General features: G+C 60.9%; 13 protein-coding genes. 4 read left to right on the top strand and 9 right to left on the bottom strand.

What is annotated here, in order from left to right; all coding sequences use genetic code 11:
- The 5 genes from RWL87_RS00840 to RWL87_RS00860 all read right to left on the bottom strand — a co-directional run bounded on the left by RWL87_RS00840 (position 1) and on the right by RWL87_RS00860 (position 7,630).
- Positions 1 to 273, bottom strand: coding sequence for a hypothetical protein (locus RWL87_RS00840; protein WP_141762262.1), 273 nt, complete (start codon positions 271 to 273; stop codon positions 1 to 3).
- Complete coding sequence (locus RWL87_RS00845; protein WP_313968592.1) at positions 266 to 4,267, bottom strand: DNA helicase; 4,002 nt, start codon at positions 4,265 to 4,267, stop codon at positions 266 to 268. The genes RWL87_RS00840 and RWL87_RS00845 overlap by 8 nt, the downstream gene beginning before the upstream one ends.
- A gap of 123 nt (positions 4,268 to 4,390) precedes the next feature.
- Complete coding sequence (locus RWL87_RS00850; RefSeq protein ID WP_070642894.1) at positions 4,391 to 4,849, bottom strand: cell shape determination protein CcmA; 459 nt, start codon at positions 4,847 to 4,849, stop codon at positions 4,391 to 4,393.
- Between the two features lie 88 nt (positions 4,850 to 4,937).
- Complete coding sequence (locus RWL87_RS00855) at positions 4,938 to 5,684, bottom strand: MurR/RpiR family transcriptional regulator (protein WP_246827250.1); 747 nt, start codon at positions 5,682 to 5,684, stop codon at positions 4,938 to 4,940.
- Positions 5,685 to 5,992: 308 nt separating this feature from the next.
- A complete protein-coding gene (locus tag RWL87_RS00860; RefSeq protein WP_313968593.1) occupies positions 5,993 to 7,630 on the bottom strand; it encodes an alpha-glucoside-specific PTS transporter subunit IIBC in 1,638 nt (545 codons plus the stop codon).
- Positions 7,631 to 8,047: 417 nt separating this feature from the next.
- Between RWL87_RS00860 and RWL87_RS00865 the strand changes: the two genes are divergently transcribed.
- The 3 genes from RWL87_RS00865 (at position 8,048) to RWL87_RS00875 (ending at position 12,751) form a co-directional block, all read left to right on the top strand.
- Positions 8,048 to 8,926: an endonuclease/exonuclease/phosphatase family protein gene (locus RWL87_RS00865; RefSeq protein WP_313968594.1), complete on the top strand. Its 879-nt coding sequence runs from the start codon at positions 8,048 to 8,050 to the stop codon at positions 8,924 to 8,926.
- Between the two features lie 78 nt (positions 8,927 to 9,004).
- Positions 9,005 to 10,819, top strand: a complete 1,815-nt coding sequence (locus RWL87_RS00870; protein WP_313968595.1) for an alpha-glucosidase — start codon at positions 9,005 to 9,007, stop codon at positions 10,817 to 10,819.
- A gap of 126 nt (positions 10,820 to 10,945) precedes the next feature.
- Complete coding sequence (locus RWL87_RS00875; RefSeq protein WP_313968596.1) at positions 10,946 to 12,751, top strand: alpha-glucosidase; 1,806 nt, start codon at positions 10,946 to 10,948, stop codon at positions 12,749 to 12,751.
- A 140-nt stretch (positions 12,752 to 12,891) separates the two neighbouring features.
- Here the strand turns inward: RWL87_RS00875 and RWL87_RS00880 are convergent, their stop codons facing one another.
- Entirely contained in the window at positions 12,892 to 13,866 is a 975-nt protein-coding gene (locus RWL87_RS00880) for a permease (RefSeq protein WP_313968597.1), read from the bottom strand.
- Between the two features lie 302 nt (positions 13,867 to 14,168).
- Here RWL87_RS00880 and RWL87_RS00885 point away from each other — a divergent pair, with 302 nt between their 5' ends.
- Positions 14,169 to 14,654: a hypothetical protein gene (locus tag RWL87_RS00885; RefSeq protein WP_313968598.1), complete on the top strand. Its 486-nt coding sequence runs from the start codon at positions 14,169 to 14,171 to the stop codon at positions 14,652 to 14,654.
- A gap of 231 nt (positions 14,655 to 14,885) precedes the next feature.
- Here RWL87_RS00885 and guaA read toward each other — a convergent pair whose 3' ends face one another.
- From guaA to guaB, 3 genes are all read right to left on the bottom strand, one after another.
- Entirely contained in the window at positions 14,886 to 16,478 is a 1,593-nt protein-coding gene (gene guaA, locus RWL87_RS00890; RefSeq protein ID WP_313968599.1) for a glutamine-hydrolyzing GMP synthase, read from the bottom strand.
- A 218-nt stretch (positions 16,479 to 16,696) separates the two neighbouring features.
- On the bottom strand, positions 16,697 to 17,827 hold the full coding sequence (locus tag RWL87_RS00895) for a GuaB3 family IMP dehydrogenase-related protein (protein ID WP_070690995.1): 1,131 nt from the start codon (positions 17,825 to 17,827) through the stop codon (positions 16,697 to 16,699).
- A gap of 147 nt (positions 17,828 to 17,974) precedes the next feature.
- A complete protein-coding gene (guaB, locus tag RWL87_RS00900; protein WP_294627912.1) occupies positions 17,975 to 19,492 on the bottom strand; it encodes an IMP dehydrogenase in 1,518 nt (505 codons plus the stop codon).
- Positions 19,493 to 19,514 lie beyond the last annotated feature (22 nt).

The following is a 19,514-nucleotide window of genomic DNA, read 5'->3' on the forward strand; positions in this document are numbered from 1 at the left end:
CTACACGATATTGTTACCCCAGTGCGGAGGACGCTGCTGACGCATCCATTCCAGACGCTCACGCTCCTCCGGGGTTAGAGGCTGCGCGGAAGTAGCCGCTTTCTTGGTACCAGCCTTCTGCACGGAAGCACCCACGGCAGACGAGGTACCCGAAGCCACAACCGGAGGCGTAGTCACACCCACCAGCAGAGGCTCAGCCCCGCTCACCGAGCCGCCGCCGCTCACACGGCGGTGCCCGCGGCGAGGCTTCGGCGTTGACGAATAACTAGCCACGAACCTCAGCGCCCTCATCCATATCCAGGTAGTGCAGCACGCGCGCCACCACAGCATCCGGATCGGCGAACACCTCCAGGGTGCCCAGGGTGATGTAGTTCCAGCCCGTGCGGCTCAGACGCTCCGGCAGCAGGCGGGTACGCTCACGCACCGAAGCGCGCGCATAGTTCGGCTCGCCATCGGAGCACGCCACCAGCGGCATAGCCGCCGGAACGCTCGGGTTCGAAGAGACCACGGGAGCCACACCCAGCGCGGGCACCGGCTCAGCAGCCAGCTTCTCCGGGGCGTGCGCGATCAGAGCGATGTCGCCCTCACCGCGGGTCACACGCACACCGTGAGCCTGCAGGCGCGCCACCAAATCGTTGAGCAGCCAGTCGCCCAGATCCGGGGTGTCCGCATCGTCAGCCGCCAAGAACGCGTTACGCGGCAGGGTCTCGGGTACGCGCTGTGCCTTCGCCTCCACCTCTTCACGCGCCTGACGTTCCGCATGCTCACGCAACAGGTGGTAGAAATCTACCGCGCCATGATGCAGCTTCTGCGGATCCAGCTCCGACGGGTCAATGCACGAAACGATACGCAGGGCACGGCGGGCACGAGTCAACGCCACCACAAAGCCCTGACGACCATGCTCAGCAGACAGCTGCCCCAAATCGTACGACGCCTGGCCCAGGCGGGCACGGCCCACACCCAAGGAGAAAATCACGGTATCGCGCTCGAGGGTCTCGGCACGGGTCAGGTCGACCACGCGGAACGACTCCTCACCGGCGGCAAAGAACGGCGCCAGCTGCGGGTACAGGCTCAGGGCGTGACGCACCGACTCAGCCACACGCTGAGCGTGCTTCGGGCTAGCCGTCACAACCGCCAGCGAACGGTCCGGGGTGCGGTACGCATGCTCGAGCACCAGGTTCGTGACGCGCTCCACCTCAACACCGGGCGAATCCAGGTTCGCGTTATCGCTGACCTTGCCGCGAGTATCAATGTACTCAACGGTCAGAGAGCCGGCAGGCTGAGAGGAGGCGCGGCTCACCGGAGCCGCATGCAGCTGCGAACCGTAGAATTCACGGTTCAGGTAGTCCAGAATCACCGGGTCCATGCTGCGGTGCAGCATCGCCAGGGTGCGGTTGGGCAGTACGGTAGCGAGCACGTCGAAGGTGCTGTCCAGCTGCTCGTCGGTCGGCTCGGGCGCACCGAAAGTCGGCGCGGACACGATGAACGGTGAGGGGTAACCCGAGTGCGGGTCGCCCAGCGCAATCACCTGGTCGGCGCGGGTAATCGCCGGCAGGTTCGCTGCCAGCGGGGTCGATTCAGAATCCAGTAGCAGCACCGTATCAAAACGCATGGAGGCGGGAACCTTACGCGCCAGGGCGAAGGGGCTCGCAGTCCACAGCGGTAGCAGGGTACGCGCCATGACCGGGGCGTGAGTCAGCAGTTCCTCGAGCACGAACTCGTAGCCGCGCAGCTGGCTCTTCAGGTACGCCGCCTGGTCGTGCTCGGATTCAATACGCTCGGTCCATACGCGCGCAATCTTCGCCAGCAGACGCGCCGGGGCGCTGGTCATGTGGGCGTAGTCGGCACGGCGGAAACGGGACTCCGTATCGCGCAGGCGGTCGCCATCCAGCAGCTTACCCTCGTGATGCTGCAGCAAGAACTCCAGGGCAGACTGCCACCAGGCAAGCTCCAGCTCAGCGGAAACAACCTCGGTCGGAACCTGACGCGCGTACAGGTCATCGAGCAGCTCCGACAGGCCGCGTTCACGCAGCTTCTGGGTCAGGGCGTCACGCTCAGGCAGGGTCATGAGCAGCACACGGTCCGCCATGAGGGCGTCCAGGCGCGCATCCAGAGCATCCAGGTCGGTGCGCACGAAGTCGGTGCCCTCGATGGTGTCCGTCAGAACAATGCCCAGACCCGCCAGCTCAGACACCAGGGAGTTCAGGGCTGCAGCCAGCTGATCCAGGTTCTCCGGAATCTGCGGGGTGCGGGGCGCCTCAATGTGGCGAATCCACTCGGCACGCTCCGCCTGAACAATCTTCAGCTGCTCGTGCAGGTCACCGATATTCACGCCGGGCAGGATGTACTCCTTAGCCGCGCGGCGCAGGCGGGAACGCTGCATACTGCTCATCTCGATGCCGTTCTCACGGCGCCACGCGCCCGAAGCGGTCGCAGCAATCAGGTCGGTCACCGGGCGGTCGTAGACATCCGCGCGGAAACGCTTGAGCGTCTCGCGGATGCGCATCAGAATCGCCAGCTGCGACTCCCACTCAGAGATGGTGCGGCCGCGGCGCAGACCCAGCATGGCGCTGGTCTGGTTCATCGCCTCACGCAGGTTCAGCAGGGAGGACTTGAGGGTAATGACCAGGGCGTACGCCTCAGCGGCTTCCTCGTCATTGACCAGGCGGGCACGGTACCACGGGGAGGTACGCGAGGCCGACGCAAAACCGTCAATCTCGCCCAGGCGTACCAGCTCAGCACGCACCTGCTCACGCTCCATGAGCGAATCGAGCATGGGGCGGTCAAAACGCACGCGGGTTGCCGGGCCGTCCTCGGAGGCGGTCAGCTCAGCCAGACGCTGCAGCGCCGAGTAGACGGAAATCTGCCAGTTCGAGTCCTTGTTCAGCAGGGCACGGGTGTGGTCGAGCAGCGCGGCGCGGGTCGCGACGAGCTCTTCGTTCAGGTCCTCAGAGTTCGGCTCTTCGGCACTCTCGTTGCGCACAATCGCGCGAATGAATTCGGCGCGCTGAGCCTCAGAATCGTGTTCGGCAAGCAGGTCGTAGCGCAGGCTCTCAATGCCGGTGCGCTTGAGTAGCGCAGAGAACTCGGCAAGGGTGGAGCGCTTCTCGCCCACAACGAGCACGGACTTACCGCGCCCCATCAGTGCAGAAGCAATGTTCACGGCGGTGCGCAGCGGCTCGGTGCCGGGTGCCGCAGTGATAGTGAAGGAGAAACCGCTCACCGCGGTGTCGATAATCTCCTGAGCGTTGGCGTCAGCGTCCAGCAGGAGCATTTCCTCTGCCGGGTCGCGCTGATCCAGAGGCTGCTGCAGATTGTGTGCGTTGAGCTCACGCGGCTTCACGCCGGGCACCTTCAACGCCGCCAGGTCACGAACCAGCGGGGTGATGGCGGTGTGCGGCAGCTCGCCCAGGCTTTCCTTCAGGTCAGCAAAGGTGGAGATGAAGTACTTCGACTCGATGGTCATGCCGGGAATACGACCGGCGGAGGCGCGCATACGCTCAATGACCGGCTCGGGGTCCAGACGGGACATGGAGTTCGCCAGCTGCGCCACGTCCATGGTGCCCAGGTCGATGCCGTACTCCTGCTTGATCTGGCGGACCATCGCAGGGTTCAGACGCGCGGAACCGGCGAGGCGCAGCTCGAAGTCGTCATCCTTCGGGTGCGGGGTGATGCTCAGCGGCGCCATGAGGATTGGCGCGATGAAGCGCTTCTCGTAGGCGGCGGCGTCCTCGCGGGTGTCGTGCGACAGCCAGGAGGCGGTACCCGCCACGAAGTAGCCGGAGTCCAGGCCGTGGTCGGTGGCGAGTTCGTAAATCTTGGTGCGCAGGGTGCGTGCGGAGCGCATGCCCGCCTCCAGCTGCGACTTGTCGCGCAGAATCGTGGAGAGGCGGGTCTTACGTCCGGCGAGCAGCTGCGCCAGGCCGGAGGGGTTCGCCTCCGACAGGTCGATGTGCACGTAGTCGACCTGATTGAAGTCGAGCATCGCGTCGGGACCGGTGTAGACGTCCATCTGTTCCGCCCAGCGTTCAAGCCCCGCCGAGGGGTCAAAGTCCTCGTGGGCGGGGTTCAGGTGTGCGGGCAGCTCGGCGATGTTGATTTCGTCGGCTACTTCGTGGGTTTCCTCTGCTGAGGTCGCGGCTGCTGCGGCGGGCTGAGCAGTATCAGCCGGGGTGCCGGGTGCGTATTGCGCGTCGGTAGGCTCGGGAATCTGGTTCACGTCGTGAGTGTCCTTGTGGGTCAATGCGGTGTACGTTTGCGCGTACACACCGAAGATGGTGGTTCTTCCGGGGTCCTCTGCCCGGTGTGCCTCATGCTGTGCTTCAAGCGGGGCGGGTATCAGCGCACGCCCGTATGCTCAATGCTCCTGTGCGCTTAATACGCCGGGTGCTTACTTCGACCACATTGCGATGTTGGCGACGAGCAGCACTACGGTCACCAGTACGTAGAAGACCAGGGCAGGCAGAAGCGCCCAACGGTACTTGGGCGCCAGCTCGCCTTCCAGGTTGCCGAAGCGCAGGGAGCGGAAGAGGAAGAAGCTCAGGATTGCGCCGGGCAGGTTACCGATGATGACCAGCAGAATGGTCAGGTACAGGGCGTAGGCTCGTTCGGTGCGTTCGTTCTCTGCGCCCGCGAACTTGAGGGTGCCGCCCAGCAGCAGGCTGAGGCAGGCGTTCAGGAACGCCACGGTGAAGAAGGGAATCTTCAGGGCGGCTTGGAAATCCATCTGGGAGTTCGCTGCGCCCAGAGCAATCCACAGCAGTAGCAGCGCAGGGATAATCATGAGGTACCAGAACAGGTACTTACGCATCTTCTCGGTGTTTTCGATGAGCGCGAAAATTGCGGTCACAGGGTGTCTCTTTCAGATGGTCTCAGGCGGGATTCGGTCGGATTCAGGAGGAGTGAGTGAAGGAGCAGGTGGGCACAATAATACCTTGTCAGGCGTCGGTTTCGTCCCCAGCGTTGAGGGCGTCGTCCACCTGGTCCTGCAGGGATTCGCGGCGCTCATTCTCAACGAATTCAATGTAGCGGCGCACGATGTAGTCCAGTAGCACCGACAGCGCAACGAAGGAGTAGTAGGGCTTGCGCTGGGTGCTGATGTGGGTGGGGGTGGTCTGGTAGTGCAGGGAGTACTCGGCGTGCGAGGACATATAGTTCACACCAATGGCGGTCACCGCAATCATGGGGATGCGGCGCAGCGCCAGCATCTTAATGTGTTCGCGCATGTTCTCGGTCTGGCCGGAGAAGGACACAATGATGACCACGTCGTCCTGGGTCATATTGTTCATGGCGCTTTCGAACTCATTGCGTGCCGGGATGACCTGGCAGAACTTACCGCAAACCTGCATGGACTTGGTAAATTCCTGCACCGCATTGCGCTGAGCGTAGCCGGTACCGAAGCAGTACACAGTACGAGCCTCATGGATGCGCTTGAGCAGTCCGCTCAGTTCCATGTGCTCGAGGTAGTCGTAGGTGCGCTGAATATCTTCGCGGCCGCTCTCAATGAACCGCGGGTTGAAGGGTTCGCTGCGGTTCAGAGAGGACTTAATGAAGTACTTCAACTCGGCAAATCCGGAGAAGTTCAGCTTCTTCGTCAGGCGGATAATTGAGCTGGTCGAAGTATACGTTTTATGTGCCAGAGAGTTGATCGTTGACTCCGCAACGAACTCTTCATTTTCTAGCATGAATGCCAAAATTTCCCGTTCAGTTTCACTGAATCGGTGCTGGTTCGCATTCACGACGTCTTGTAAATCCACTCAAAGCTCCTGAATCCGATGGTGAGCAATATATAAATAGTACACGCTCTAGGGTTATCGGCCAGGGTGGGTGGGGATGGTCGTCGCTCACTTTGGGTGGGTGCCTCGTGCAGATTTGAGTCCAGGCACGCGCCCGGGTACAGCTTCGCCGGCGGCATCGGTGTTATCCGATACCGCCGGCGAAGTCTATACCTTATGAGGCGTCATACCGTCAGGCGGTTGAAAGCTGATACCTCTTAGGAGAGGGTCTTAGCTTCGTTCACCATGGTCTCGAAACGCTCGCGAACCTGGGGAACGTCCATGCCGACGATGACCTGGAATGCCTTGCCCTTGCGGACGAGGCCCAGAGCGCCTGCATTCTTGAAGTCTGCATCCGAGGTGCTGACGAGGGACTCATCAGCGACGGAGACACGCAGGCGGGTTGCGCAGTTGTTCACGGTGGTGATGTTCTCTGCGCCACCGAGCAGTTCGAGGAAGCCAGCTGCACGGGGTGCGTAGAGGTCGCCGTCAGCGGACTCAGCAGCTGCGCCGCCGTTCTTCTCAGCAGCCTTAGCTGCCTTGTACTCTGCCTTGCTGTAGAGCTTGGTCTCGCCGCCGTCTTCTTCACGACCGGGGGTCTTGAAGTCGAACTTCAGAATCATGAAGCGGAAGATCAGGAAGTACAGGACGGTGAAGCACAGGCCCACACCAATCTGCATGAGGTAGGTGCCGGAGTGGTTTGCCCACAGCGGAATCCAGTTCTGGAACAGGAAGTCGAGCAGACCGCCACCCATGTAACCAACCAGGCCCAGCTGGTACATGATTGCTGCCATGGATGCTGCCAGGATTGCGTGGACCAGGAACAGCGGGGGTGCCAGGAACAGGAAGGTGAACTCGAGGGGCTCGGTGATACCGATCAGGATTGCGGTAAGGCAGACGGGGATCATCAGAGCGAGAACTTCCTTGCGCTTCTCGGGACGAGCAGTGGTGTAGAACGCCGCTGCGATACCGATGGGTGCAAAGACCTTGGAGTTACCGTGCAGTGCGAAGCCGCCGCCGGGGAACAGTTCCTTCAGGGGCTTGTCGCTCTTTGCGAACTCGGTCAGGTGGGTCGGCCAGTCCTTAGCAATACCGTTCGGGGTAACAACATTACCGAAGACGAACGGGGAGTAGATGAAGTGGTGCAGACCGGTCGGAATCAGGAAGCGCTCGAGGAAAGTGTAAACCCACACGCCGAGTGCGCCGGATGCGATGAAGAAGCCCTGCAGGGAGGAGATGCCGTGCTGAGCGTAGGGCCACAGCCAGGAGAACAGGAATGCCACGGGCATCATCAGGAAGAAGCAGACGCCGTAGACGTACTGGGAACCCTGGAAGATGCCGAGGAAGTCGGGCAGCTTCTTGTCGAACCAGCGGTTGTGTGCCCACACCACGATTGCGGAGATGATGATTGCACCGAAGATACCGGTGTCCATGGTCTTGATACCGGCGATCATCTTCAGACCGGTACCTGCCGCGCTCTTAGAGATGTCGGTGGTGTAGTCCAGGTCGAAGAAACCGGTGCCGCCCTTGCCCCATACCTTGAGCATGGTGCCGACGAAGTAGTTGAAGGTCAGGTAGACCATTGCAGCTTCCATCACTGCACGTGCGTTAGCGGTCTTTGCCAGTGCAATGGGCAGACCGATCACGAAGAGCAGTTCCATCTGGTTGAAGACGGTCCATGCGCCGGACTCCCAAACGGACCAGAAGTGGTTCCACGCGCTTTCCTTGTCAGCAGCGAGGGGGATCAGGTCGCCGTTCTGTGCAATGATCGCAATACCGACCGCGAGGCCAGCGAATGCGAAGAGAAGAACGGGTGCCAGCATGGCAGAGCCGAACCTCTGTACTTTTTCCATCATGAGGCTATACGCCCTTTCGGGTTGTCGAGTGAGCGGACGCAGGGGTTGGCGATCATTGCCAGCCTGCGATGGTCACGCCGCATCTTTATACCTCCAAACGAAAGTATATGAGACGGGTGCCACATATCCTGCGTGCGCTAAATGCCGAATGTGTTTTAGACAGAAACAATAATGCCAGGTATTACCTACCCGCAGGTACCAAAACTGTGAGTTTTGAAAGAGTTTTTCAGAACCTGAAACATCTCCCGGCACTGGTTAAAAATACTGAGGGCGGATGCGACTTTTCCCCTATTACTCAGCCCACAGAATCGATAGCATAAACAGTGCACCCATAGGTCAGAGTGCATAAACACTCACCACCTCAATACGCGGTGCGCATATCATTCTTCAACCTCACACATACCCCGGACTTAATACATGCGCTTCCTCACCCTCAATACGCACAGCTGGTGCGAAATCCACCAGATTGCCAAGATCCGTACCCTCGCCAAGTTCATCATTGAACAGCAGGTGGACGTCATTGCGTTGCAGGAAGTCAACCAGCTCACCTCCACCCCAGTGGTGAAGGAGCCCCTCAACTACCGCGGCGGCGCGGGCATTCCGGTCCGCGAAGACAACTACGCCCTGTTGCTCGTGCAGGCGCTCAACGAAATGGGCGCCACCTACGAGTGGACCCTCACCGAAACCCACATCGGCTGGGACCGTTACGACGAATGCGTAGCCATCCTCTCGCGCCTGCCGATTCGCGGCATCAAGCCCGTCAATATGTCCCCCGGCTACGGCTACCACCAGGTACAGCGCCGCGCCGCCCAGGCAGCGCTCATCGAGACCCCCTCCGGTCCTTTCTGGTGCGCAACCACCCACATGTCCTGGTGGGACTTCGACGGCGAACCCCTCTTCGCCCAGGAATATGCACACCTCTCGCAGGAGCTTGCCGAGTGCGCCCGCACCGCCCCGGTACTTCTCGGCGGCGACTTCAACTCCGCGGCGCACCTGCCCAACGAAGGCTACGCGTTCGTAACCTCCAGCGGTCTGATTGATACCCGCTCCCTGGCGGAGCACACCGACGGCGAGAACACCGTCCACCGCGAAATTGCGGGTTGGGAAGGTAGCACGGATGCCAAGCGCATCGACTTTGTCTTCGCAGATCGCCTGCTCACGGTCAACTCCCACGCGGTTGTCTTCCGTGACAACTCCCCCGAAGCAATCTCCGACCACAGCGGTCTGCTGCTAGAGATTGACCCCGAAAGCTGGGCACCGGAGAGCATCCTCACGCCCCTCAACCAGCTGCCCTAAACAACCCAAGGCTTAACCGCCCGCACCGCAGCAGGGCGAACCGCACAACACTCATCCACCCCAAAGGAGGGAACCCCAATGACGACCCAGACCCAGTGGTGGCAGGAACCCGTTGTCTACCAGATCTACCCCCGTTCCTTCAACGACTCCAACGGCGACGGCATCGGCGACCTGCCCGGCATCACCGAGAAGATTCCGTACCTGGCAGACCTCGGCATCGAGGTGCTGTGGCTCTCCCCCATCTACGCGTCCCCGAACGACGACAACGGCTACGACATCTCCGACTACCGTGCCATCATGACCGAGTTCGGCACCATGGACGACTTCGACAAGCTGCTCGAAACCGCGCACGAGCACGGCATCAAGCTCATGATGGACCTGGTGGTCAACCACACCTCCGACGAGCACGAATGGTTCAAGCAGGCACGCTCCTCCAAGGACAACCCCTACCGCGACTACTACATCTGGCGCGACCCCAAGGGCTTCGACGAGGACGGCAAGCCGATTCCGCCGAACAACTGGATTTCCTGCTTCAGCCCCTCCGTATGGGAGTGGGACGAGGCGACCGGCCAGTTCTACCTGCACTACTTCTCCGTCAAGCAGCCCGACCTGAACTGGGAGAACCCGAAGGTCCGCGAAGAGGTCTACGACATCATGCGCTTCTGGCTGGACAAGGGCGTGGACGGCTTCCGCATGGACGTCATCAACCTGATCTCTAAGGATCTCTCCTTCCCCGAGGACCCGGCAGTCCTCGCTGGCGGCCTCGACAACTCCCTTGCCGTCGCAGCTAACGGCCCGCGCGTGCACGAGTTCCTGCAGGAAATGAACCGCGAGGTGCTCAGCAAGTACCCGGTCATGACCGTGGGCGAAACCCCCTGCGTGACCGTGGACGACGCCGCACTCTACACCGGCTTCGACCGCAACGAGCTGCAGATGGTGTTCCAGTTCGAACACATGGACGTAGACGCCTCCGAAGGTGGCGTGACCGGCAAGTGGTCCGACCGCCGCTTCAACCTGGTTGACCTCAAGAAGGTCCTCACCCACTGGCAGGAGGGTCTGCACGGCCGCGGCTGGAACTCCCTGTACTGGAACAACCACGACCAGCCCCGCACCGTCTCCCGCTTCGGTAACGACTCCCCCGAGTACCGCACCGTCAGCGCCAAGATGCTGGGCACCGTACTGCACCTGATGCAGGGCACCCCCTACATCTACCAGGGTGAAGAGCTGGGCATGACCAACGTCTTCTTCGACGACGTCAAGGACTACAACGACCTGGAAATTCACGACTCCTGGCGCAAGTACGTTGAAGAGTCGGGCCGCGTCTCCGCCGAGGACATGCTGCGCTACATCAGCGCCTCCGGCCGCGACAACGCACGCACCCCCATGCAGTGGACCGCTGGCGAGAACGCAGGCTTCACCTCCGGCACCCCGTGGCTGAAGCTGAACCCGCGCTACACCGAAATCAACGCAGAAGCAGAGCTCGCAGACCCGGATTCCGTGTTCTACCACTACCGCGACCTGATTAGCCTGCGCCGTGAGCACCCGATCGTCCTGACCGGTGAGTACCGCCTCCTGGATGAAGAGGACGAGCAGGTCTACGCCTACCTGCGCGTGAACTCCGATGAGGACGCCGCTGCAACCGGCGAGCGCGCCCTGCTGGTCGTAGCTAACTTCACCGATGACACCGTTCAGCTGAACTACGCGGGCGGCAACCTGGATTCGGTGGTTCTGACCAACTCGCAGGCTCTCTCCCCGAACGAGCTGAAGGCTATCGAGAACACCCCGAAGCTGATTAGCTCGAACTACCGCGATGAGAACCGCGAGTTCACCGACGAGGGCACCCTGCTGCGCCCCTACGAGGCGAAGGTTTACCTCTTCGGCAACGCTAAGTAGGCACGCCCCAAAAATGTAATGCGCGAGGGGGATTCGGCACAGACATTCCGGTCCCCCTTCGCCCTATACTTCAATCACAGACACCTTTTCCCTCTTCGGCGTAACCGCCGGTACAGAAAGGCAATTATGAGCAACTCCGAGGCATACGAGGTTCCCTCCTACGAGGGCCGCCAGTGGTGGAAGGAAGCCGTGGTGTACCAGGTGTACCCCCGTTCCTTCAACGACGCGAACGGCGACGGTATCGGTGACCTGAAGGGTATCACCGATAAGCTGCCCTACCTGGCTAAGCTGGGTATCAACGTCATCTGGCTCTCCCCTGTGTTCGACTCGCCGAACGTGGATAACGGCTACGACATTTCCGATTACTTCGCCATCATGAGTGACTTCGGCACCATGGAAGACTTCGACGAGATGCTTGAGACCGCCCACAAGCACGGCATCAAGATCCTCATGGACCTGGTCGCGAACCACACCTCCGATCAGCACCCCTGGTTCAAGGAGTCCCGCTCCTCCAAGGACAACCCCTACCGCGACTACTACATTTGGAAGGACCCGAAGGGCTTCGACGAGGACGGCAACCCGATTCCTCCGAACAACTGGGCATCCGAGTTCGGTGGCCCGGCATGGGAGTGGGACGAGGCGACCGGCCAGTTCTACCTGCACATCTTCTTCAAGGAACAGCCCGACCTGAACTGGGAGAACGAGAAGGTTCGCGAGGACCTGTACTCCATGGTTCGCTGGTGGCTGGACAAGGGCGTTGACGGCTTCCGCCTGGACGCTATCAACATCATCTCCAAGCCCGAGGGCTTCCCGGATGACCCCTCCACCGACTTTGAGAAGCACACCTCCTCGATTCCGTTCGTCATCTCCAACGGCACCATGGTGCACCCGTGGATGAAGGAGCTCACCCGCGAGACCTTCAGCCGCTACGACGTGATGACCGTGGGCGAGACCAGCGCAACCAGCCCCGAGGACGCTAAGCTGTGGGCCGGCTACCACACCGGTGAGCTGAACATGATCTTCCACTTCGATCACATGGGCGTGGACAACGACCCGAACGGCTCCCTGGGCGGTAAGTGGTCCTACGCACCGTACAAGCTGACCGAGCTCAAGCGCATCCTGAACGACTGGCAGACCACCCTGGAGGGTAACGCCTGGGGTTCGCTGTACTGGAACAACCACGACCAGCCGCGCGTGGTTTCCCGTTTCGGTAACGATTCGGATGAGTTCCGCACCCTGTCCGCTAAGCAGCTGGCGACCACCCTGCACTTCATGCAGGGCACCCCGTACATCTACCAGGGTGAAGAAATCGGCATGACCAACGTGAAGTTCGATTCGATTGAGGACTACCGCGATGGTGACTCGATTCGCTTCTACGAGGACATGCACGTGGACCACAAGCGTCTGAGCCACGAAGAGGCGATGCAGGCGATCTACATCAAGGGCCGCGACAATGCTCGTACCCCGGTTCAGTGGGATGCTTCCGCTAACGGCGGTTTTAGCCCCGAGGGTGTGACCCCGTGGATTGCTGTGAACCCGAACTACCCGGCGATTAACGCTGAGGCTGTTCTGGCGGATGAGGACTCGGTCTTCTACCACTACCAGCAGCTGGTGGCGCTGCGCCGCGGTGAGCTGAAGGACCTGATGGTTTATGCGTCCTTCGCTCCGGTGGATTCGGTTCAGGTTCCGCACAACGAGGACGAGGCTGTGTACGCGTACACCCGTACCGGTGGCGCTGACGGTTCCCCGGCGAACGAGTCTCTGCTGGTGATTTCGAACTTCACCGCTGAAGAGCAGGAGCGTGACTTCGCGCTGCTGAACGAGGCTCGTGAGGCTGGCGCTCGTGTTGAGCTGGTGAGCTCCAACTACAAGGACGATGCGGGTTCGACCCTGCGCCCCTACGAGGCGAAGGTGTACCACATCGTACGCTAAGCGCTGTAGCTCGTTGAGTGCTACCGCGTGCCGATAAGGTGAATAGACAGTAGAAGGAGGGTGAGGCTTATGCCCCGCCCTCCTTTTGCTGTCTTTTTTGTTGTCTTCTTGGTGATCCCGGCGTGCTTTCTTGGCTCTGTTTAGCTGGCGAATACGAGTTGCAGGATTGGTACGGCGAGCGCGATCATTCCCAGGCTGACGACCGCGCCGGCGGCAATGACGGGGGCTGCGGTGCCTTCGTGCCGGTAGTGTGTTTCCAGGATGACGATGTTGGCGGCTGGCGGCAGGACCGCAAGGATGAAGAGCACCTGCGGATGCGCGAGTAGCTGGTCGAAGTGTATGCCCGCTGTATCGTGTGCCCAGCGGGCGAGCCCCAGCACGCCGACGCTGTAGACGCTCATGAGCACGGCGCGTAGGAGAGCCCATCCGGCGGCGCGGGTGAGGTCTGCGCGGTGCAGTTTGGCGGCACCGAGCCACATGCCCAGCACGATCATTCCGATAAAGCTGAAGACCCAGGTCAGTACCCGGTAGAAACCTGCCCCGTGCTGGCTCAGGATGGGCCCAGCGGGCAGGCAGAGTAGACCCACCACCACGGCGATAACGGGCGGGCTGGTACGCAGACCCCGCAACACCGTGAGGAGGGTCCCACCGTGACTCCTTGTGGCTTGTGTATCCGGTGCGTTGCCCTTCCCTGCCCCGGCATCTGTCTTGGAACCACCGCGTAGTAGCGAGGTTCCCAGGATATTGCCCATGATGGAGTTTCCGATGTACGCGCCAATGTAGACGCGCACGGCCTCATCGCCCCAGATGCCCGCGACCACGGGGATGCCGAAGAGTCCCGCGTTCAGGTAGACGAAGGCGAGCTTCTGCACGGGATCACGGGTAATCCGCCCGGCACCGAGCACGCCGAGGAGCATCAGCACCATGGTGGAGGCGGCAACAAAGAACAGCTCGGGACGGCTAGTGGCAACCGTGTAGATGATGACGGCGGGAATAATCCAGCGGGTCAGCAGGGTTGAGGCGCTTTCTTTGAGGCGGGTGCTCCAGCGTTCGGGTAGCAGTAGCGCGAGCCCCAGACCTAGACTTAGGTAGATGAGTGGGAGGATGATTCCCATGCTCGTTCCTTTCGCTGTAGCTCTGCTGTTTTTCGCCGCAATGGGGCGTGTCTAATAACCCTACCCTGAACCTTCAGGTTGAGGTTGATTATTTTTTCTCTATGGTTTTCGGATTTTTCGCGTCATATTGCATCATATTCCGTCAAACCCTCGTTTTTTATGCGGTTCGCTTCTAATCTTGAAATATAGAAAGAATATGTCCTCACCGTATTCTTTCAATCTATCGCCGACACTCATTTTCTCGCATCATTAGACGCACTGTTGTTTCTTCTCATGCGAGGTTATATATCCAGGAGCCCGCCATGCAGCAACCGTATCTTTCTTCTCCTCCCGAATCTGGAGGCGTCCCTCACCGGTCCGCAAAGAACCCCGCGAAGACGCAGGGGCAGCACGCCGGTGTGCATATTCCGTGGCGTTCTTCTGCGGCTCCCTCAGCCTCGAATATTTCGACCGTGGTAGCTGAACCTGTCGCCGTTGATAATGCGCCTGTAGCGTCTGTGAGCGACCCTGAGCGCACGTTTAGGGTTCCTCACCCGGTGTTGAGTGCTATCTCGTGGCTGATTGCGGCTGCAAGCGCTGCGTGGCTTGTGATTCTGGGCGTCTCGTTGGCGCTGAATGTCGCTTCGGGTGTGAGTCACGATTCTGAGTTTATGATGCTGACCTACGGCGTGTACATGGCGTGCGCGTTTGGGTTCTGTTGTTTTGGCACGTTTTTTGCTCTGCATTTTGGGTTGGGGTCGAGCGCTCATTGGCGTGATTCGATTCGTCACCCGAACCACCCGCACTAAACCGTTTTATTTCTTGATGTAGTTTTGTGGGTACTTTCGAGGTATTTATGGAGTGCATTTCTTTTATTTAGACTCACGGTTTAAATAAATAGACGATTTTTTATAAATTTGAAAAATATCCGCCCAGAAATTTTCTACATGTTCTTACGCAAGAAGCCGCCCGGCGCATCCACAACAGGATGCACCGGGCGGCTTTTTCACGGGAGGAGCTTCACTCCCCCACAGGGATTATTACTCCCACTCAATGGTTCCCGGGGGCTTGGAGGTAACGTCCAGCACCACTCGGTTAACGTCCTTGACCTCGTTCGTAATACGGTTCGAGATCTTAGCCAGCAGGTCGTACGGCAGGCGCGACCAGTCAGCGGTCATTGCGTCTTCCGAAGAGACCGGGCGCAGAACAATCGGGTGACCGTAGGTACGACCGTCGCCCTGAACGCCCACGGAGCGAACGCCAGCCAGCAGAACTACGGGGCACTGCCAGATGTGCTCGTCCTGACCTGCTGCGGTCAGTTCTTCACGCACGATAGCGTCAGCGGCACGCAGGGTCTCCAGGTTCTCGCGGTTAACCTCGCCGACAATGCGGATGCCCAGGCCGGGGCCGGGGAAGGGCTGACGCGCCACGATCTTCTCGGGAACGCCGAGCTCACGACCGATAGCGCGGACCTCGTCCTTGAACAGGGTGCGCAGCGGCTCAACCAGTTCGAAGGTCAGGTCGTCGGGAAGGCCGCCCACGTTGTGGTGGCTCTTAATGTTTGCGGTGCCGTCGCCGCCGCCGGACTCGACAACATCCGGGTACAGGGTGCCCTGGACCAGGAACTTGATGTCTGCGCCTTCTTCGCCAGCTTCGGCAATCAGCTTGCGCTGTGCCTCTTCAAAGGAGCGGATGAACTCGCGGCCGATAGCCTTACGCTTTGCCTCGGGCTCGGTGATGCCCTCGAGTGCGGAGAGGAAACGCTCCGACTCGTCGATGGTGATGACCTTAATGCCCATGGATGCTGCGTAGTCCTGCTCGACCTGTTCACGCTCGCCCTCACGGAGCAGACCGTGGTCGATGAAGAAGCAGGTGAGCTGGTCGCCGACAGCCTTGTGCACGAGTGCTGCCGCCACGGAGGAGTCAACGCCGCCGGAGAGCGCGCAGATGACGCGGTCGCTACCGACCTGCTCGCGGATCTTAGCGACCTGCTCCTCGATGATGTTGTTGGTGGACCAGGTGGGCTTCAGGCCTGCCACATTGTAGAGGAAGTTCTCCAGGGCGACCTGGCCGTAGTCGGAGTGCTTCACCTCGGGGTGCCACTGCACGCCGCCGAGCTTACGGGACTCGTCCACGAATGCTGCCACGGATGCGCCGGGGGTCTTTGCCAGCACCTCGAAGCCTTCGGGGGCTTCGGTCACGGAGTCGCCGTGAGACATCCACACGTTCTGGGTGGTGGGGGTGCCGGTCAGGAAGGAGGAGTTCTCGGCGCAGACCACAGCGTCAGTTGCGCCGTATTCGCGCAGGCCGGTCTGGGCGACGGTGCCGCCGAGGGTCTGGGCCATCACCTGGAAGCCGTAGCAGATACCGAAAATCGGCACGCCAGCTTCGAAGAGGGCCTTGTCGCCCTTGGGTGCGCCATCGGCGTAGACCGAGGAGGGGCCACCGGAGAGCACGATGGCTGCCGGGTTCTTGGCGAGCATCTTCTCGGTGCTCATGGAGTGGGGGACGATTTCGGAGTAGATGCCGGCTTCACGCACGCGGCGAGCGATGAGCTGCGCGTACTGTGCACCGTAATCTACCACCAGGACGGGACGCTCTTCGAGCTGGTCCAGGTTCACAGAGTTGGTCACGAAAATTACCTCAACGTGTTGGTACTAATCCGCGCACTTGCGCGGGGATACATCTATTTTACGCTATCGCTGTACGCCGCCGACGGCACGTAGACACTCCCCCATCCGGAGGTGCCGCTACATGTCCTAACGGGGTAGAGCGCGCGTATAGAAAGCACCGCCCGGCGACCGGCAGACCAAAACCTGCCAACCGCCAAGCGGTGATTCATGAAGCTACATTAGCCGCGGTAGGAAGGAACCACAGTCAGTTCCGCCTTCTGGAACTTCTTCAGATCCAAGTAACCGCAGTTAGCCATTGCGCGCTTGAGCGCACCGACAATGTTGCTGGTGCCGTTCACGTGGTGCGAAGGACCGTACAGGACCTCCTCCAGGGAGCCGACAACACCCAGCGGGGTGCGCACGCCGCGCGGGAAGTCCAGCGAGTGCGCCTCGTTGCCCCAGTACCAGCCCTGGCCGGGAGCCTCGGATGCGCGAGCCAGCGGAGCGCCCAGCATGACAGCGTCAGCGCCCAGTGCGAGCGCCTTCACCATGTCGCCGGAGCGGCCCAGGGAGCCGTCAGCGATCACGTGTACGTAGCGGCCGCCGGACTCGTCCAGGTAGTCGGAACGTGCCGCTGCCACGTCGGCGATAGCGGTTGCCATGGGTGCGGAGATGCCCAGGCCCTGGCGGGTGGTCTGCGCGGAGCCGCCGCCGAAGCCAACCAGCACACCGGCGGCACCGGTACGCATCAGGTGCTTAGCCTGCGAGTAGCCAGCCACGCCACCGACGATGACGGGAACGTCCAGCTCGTAGATGAACTTCTTCAGGTTCAGCGGCTCGTGAGAGGTCGAAATGTGCTCAGCAGAGACGGATGCACCGCGGATAACGAACAGCTCAACGCCAGCCTTCACCACAGTCTCGTAGTGCTCCTGGGTGTTCTGCGGGCTCAGGGAGCCGGCAACAACCACACCGGAGTCACGAATCTCTTCCAAGCGTGCAGTAATCAGTTCCGGCTTAATCGGCTCGGAGTAAATCTGCTGCATGCGGGTAGTTGCGGAGGCGGGATCTGCCTCGGGCAGCTCAACAATCTCGTCGAGCAGCGGCTGCGGGTCCTCGTAGCGGGTCCACAGGCCCTCGAGGTTCAGCACGCCCAGGCCACCCAGCTTGCCCAGGGCAATGGCGGTCGCCGGGGACATGACCGAGTCCATGGGCGCACCAATAATCGGGGTGTCGAACTTGAAGGCGTCAATCTGCCAGGAGGTGTCGACATCGCGGCGGTCGCGAGTACGGCGGGTGGGTACCAGCGCTACATCGTCCAGGGAGTAGGTGGGGCGGGCGTTCTTGGAGAGGCCAATCTGAATTTCAGACATGGGGTGAATCCTTTCGAATTCGGTTTGAGGGGTGCCGCTGGGCGTTATTCGCGCCGATGCCCGCCCCCGATACCGTAGCGGGTATGGGGCGGGCTCAACGGCGCACGGTGTGCACACCATGCGGCGAATCATCGTTAGTGATGCGTTTTAGCGGCGGTAGTTCGGTGCCTCAACGGTCATCATGATGTCGTGCGGGTGCGATTCCTTCAGGCCTGCGGGGGTGATGCGCACGAACTGACCCTTGTACTTGAGCTCCTCGATGGTGCGGGAACCGACGTAGAACATGGTCTGGCGCAGGCCGCCTTCGAGCTGGTGAATCACTGCGGAGAGCGGGCCGCGGAAGGGAACCTGACCCTCAATACCCTCGGGGATCAGCTTCTCTTCGCTGGAGACGTCAGCCTGGAAGTAGCGGTCCTTGGAGAAGGACTTGTGGCGGCCGCGGGTCTGCATTGCGCCGAGCGAACCCATGCCGCGGTATGCCTTGTACTGCTTACCGTTCATGAAGATCAGCTCACCGGGAGACTCGGTAGTACCAGCAAGCAGGGAACCGAGCATCACGGAGTCAGCGCCAGCAACCAGTGCCTTGCCAATCTCGCCGGAGTGCTGCATACCGCCGTCAGCAATCAGCGGCACACCTGCCGGGATTGCTGCCTTAGCGGACTCGTTGATAGCGGTCACCTGGGGAACGCCAACACCGGCGATAATGCGGGTGGTGCAGATGGAGCCGGGACCAACGCCAACCTTCACGCCGTCAGCGCCAGCGTCAATGATTGCCTGTGCGCCCAGGCGGGTTGCAGCCTGGCCACCGATGACGTCCACGTGTGCTGCGGCGGGGTCCTTCTTCAGGCGGGCGATCATGTCGAGCACGCCCTGGGAGTGACCGTTTGCGGTATCCACGAACAGTGCGTCGACGCCAGCCTCGACCAGGGTCATTGCACGCTCGTAGCCGTCACCGAAGAAACCGATAGCGGCACCGGCACGCAGGCGGCCATCCTCATCCTTGGTGGCGCGGGGGTACTGCTCGGTCTTGACGAAGTCCTTCAGGGTAATCAGACCGGCGAGCTTGCCTGCGTCGTCAACCAGGGGCAGACGCTCAATCTTGTTGTGGGACAGCAGTGCGAACGCCTCGTCCTTGGTGACGCTGGGGTGCGCGGTGACCAGCGGCATGGGGGTCATGATGTCGCGAACGCGAATGCCGTCGTAGTCGGAGCGGGAGATGTAGCGGATATCGCGGTTGGTGATGATACCTTCCAGCACGCCCTCTTCGCTGACAACCGGCAGACCGGAAACCTTGTAGTAGCCGCAGACCTCGTCGTACTCAGCGATGGTTGCGTCAGCACCGATGGTGACGGGGTTGATAATCATGCCGGACTCGGAGCGCTTCACGCGGTCAACGTGTGCAGCCTGATCCTCGATGGAAAGGTTGCGGTGGATAACACCCATACCGCCCAGACGTGCCATAGCGATTGCCATAGCGGAATCGGTCACGGTGTCCATTGCCGCGGAGATGATGGGGGTGTTCAGGGTGATGCGCTTGGACAGGCGGGTGGAGGTGTCCGCATCGGAGGGGATGACGTCGGTGTTGCCGGGCAGCAGCAGCACGTCATCGTAGGTCAGGCCGGTGAAGCCGAAGGGATCCTCGGACAGAGCGGTGGGAATGGTCATTGTCTACCTTTCGGATGCTGGC

It is taken from the genome of uncultured Rothia sp., assembly GCF_963555405.1.
GTDB lineage: Bacteria > Actinomycetota > Actinomycetes > Actinomycetales > Micrococcaceae > Rothia.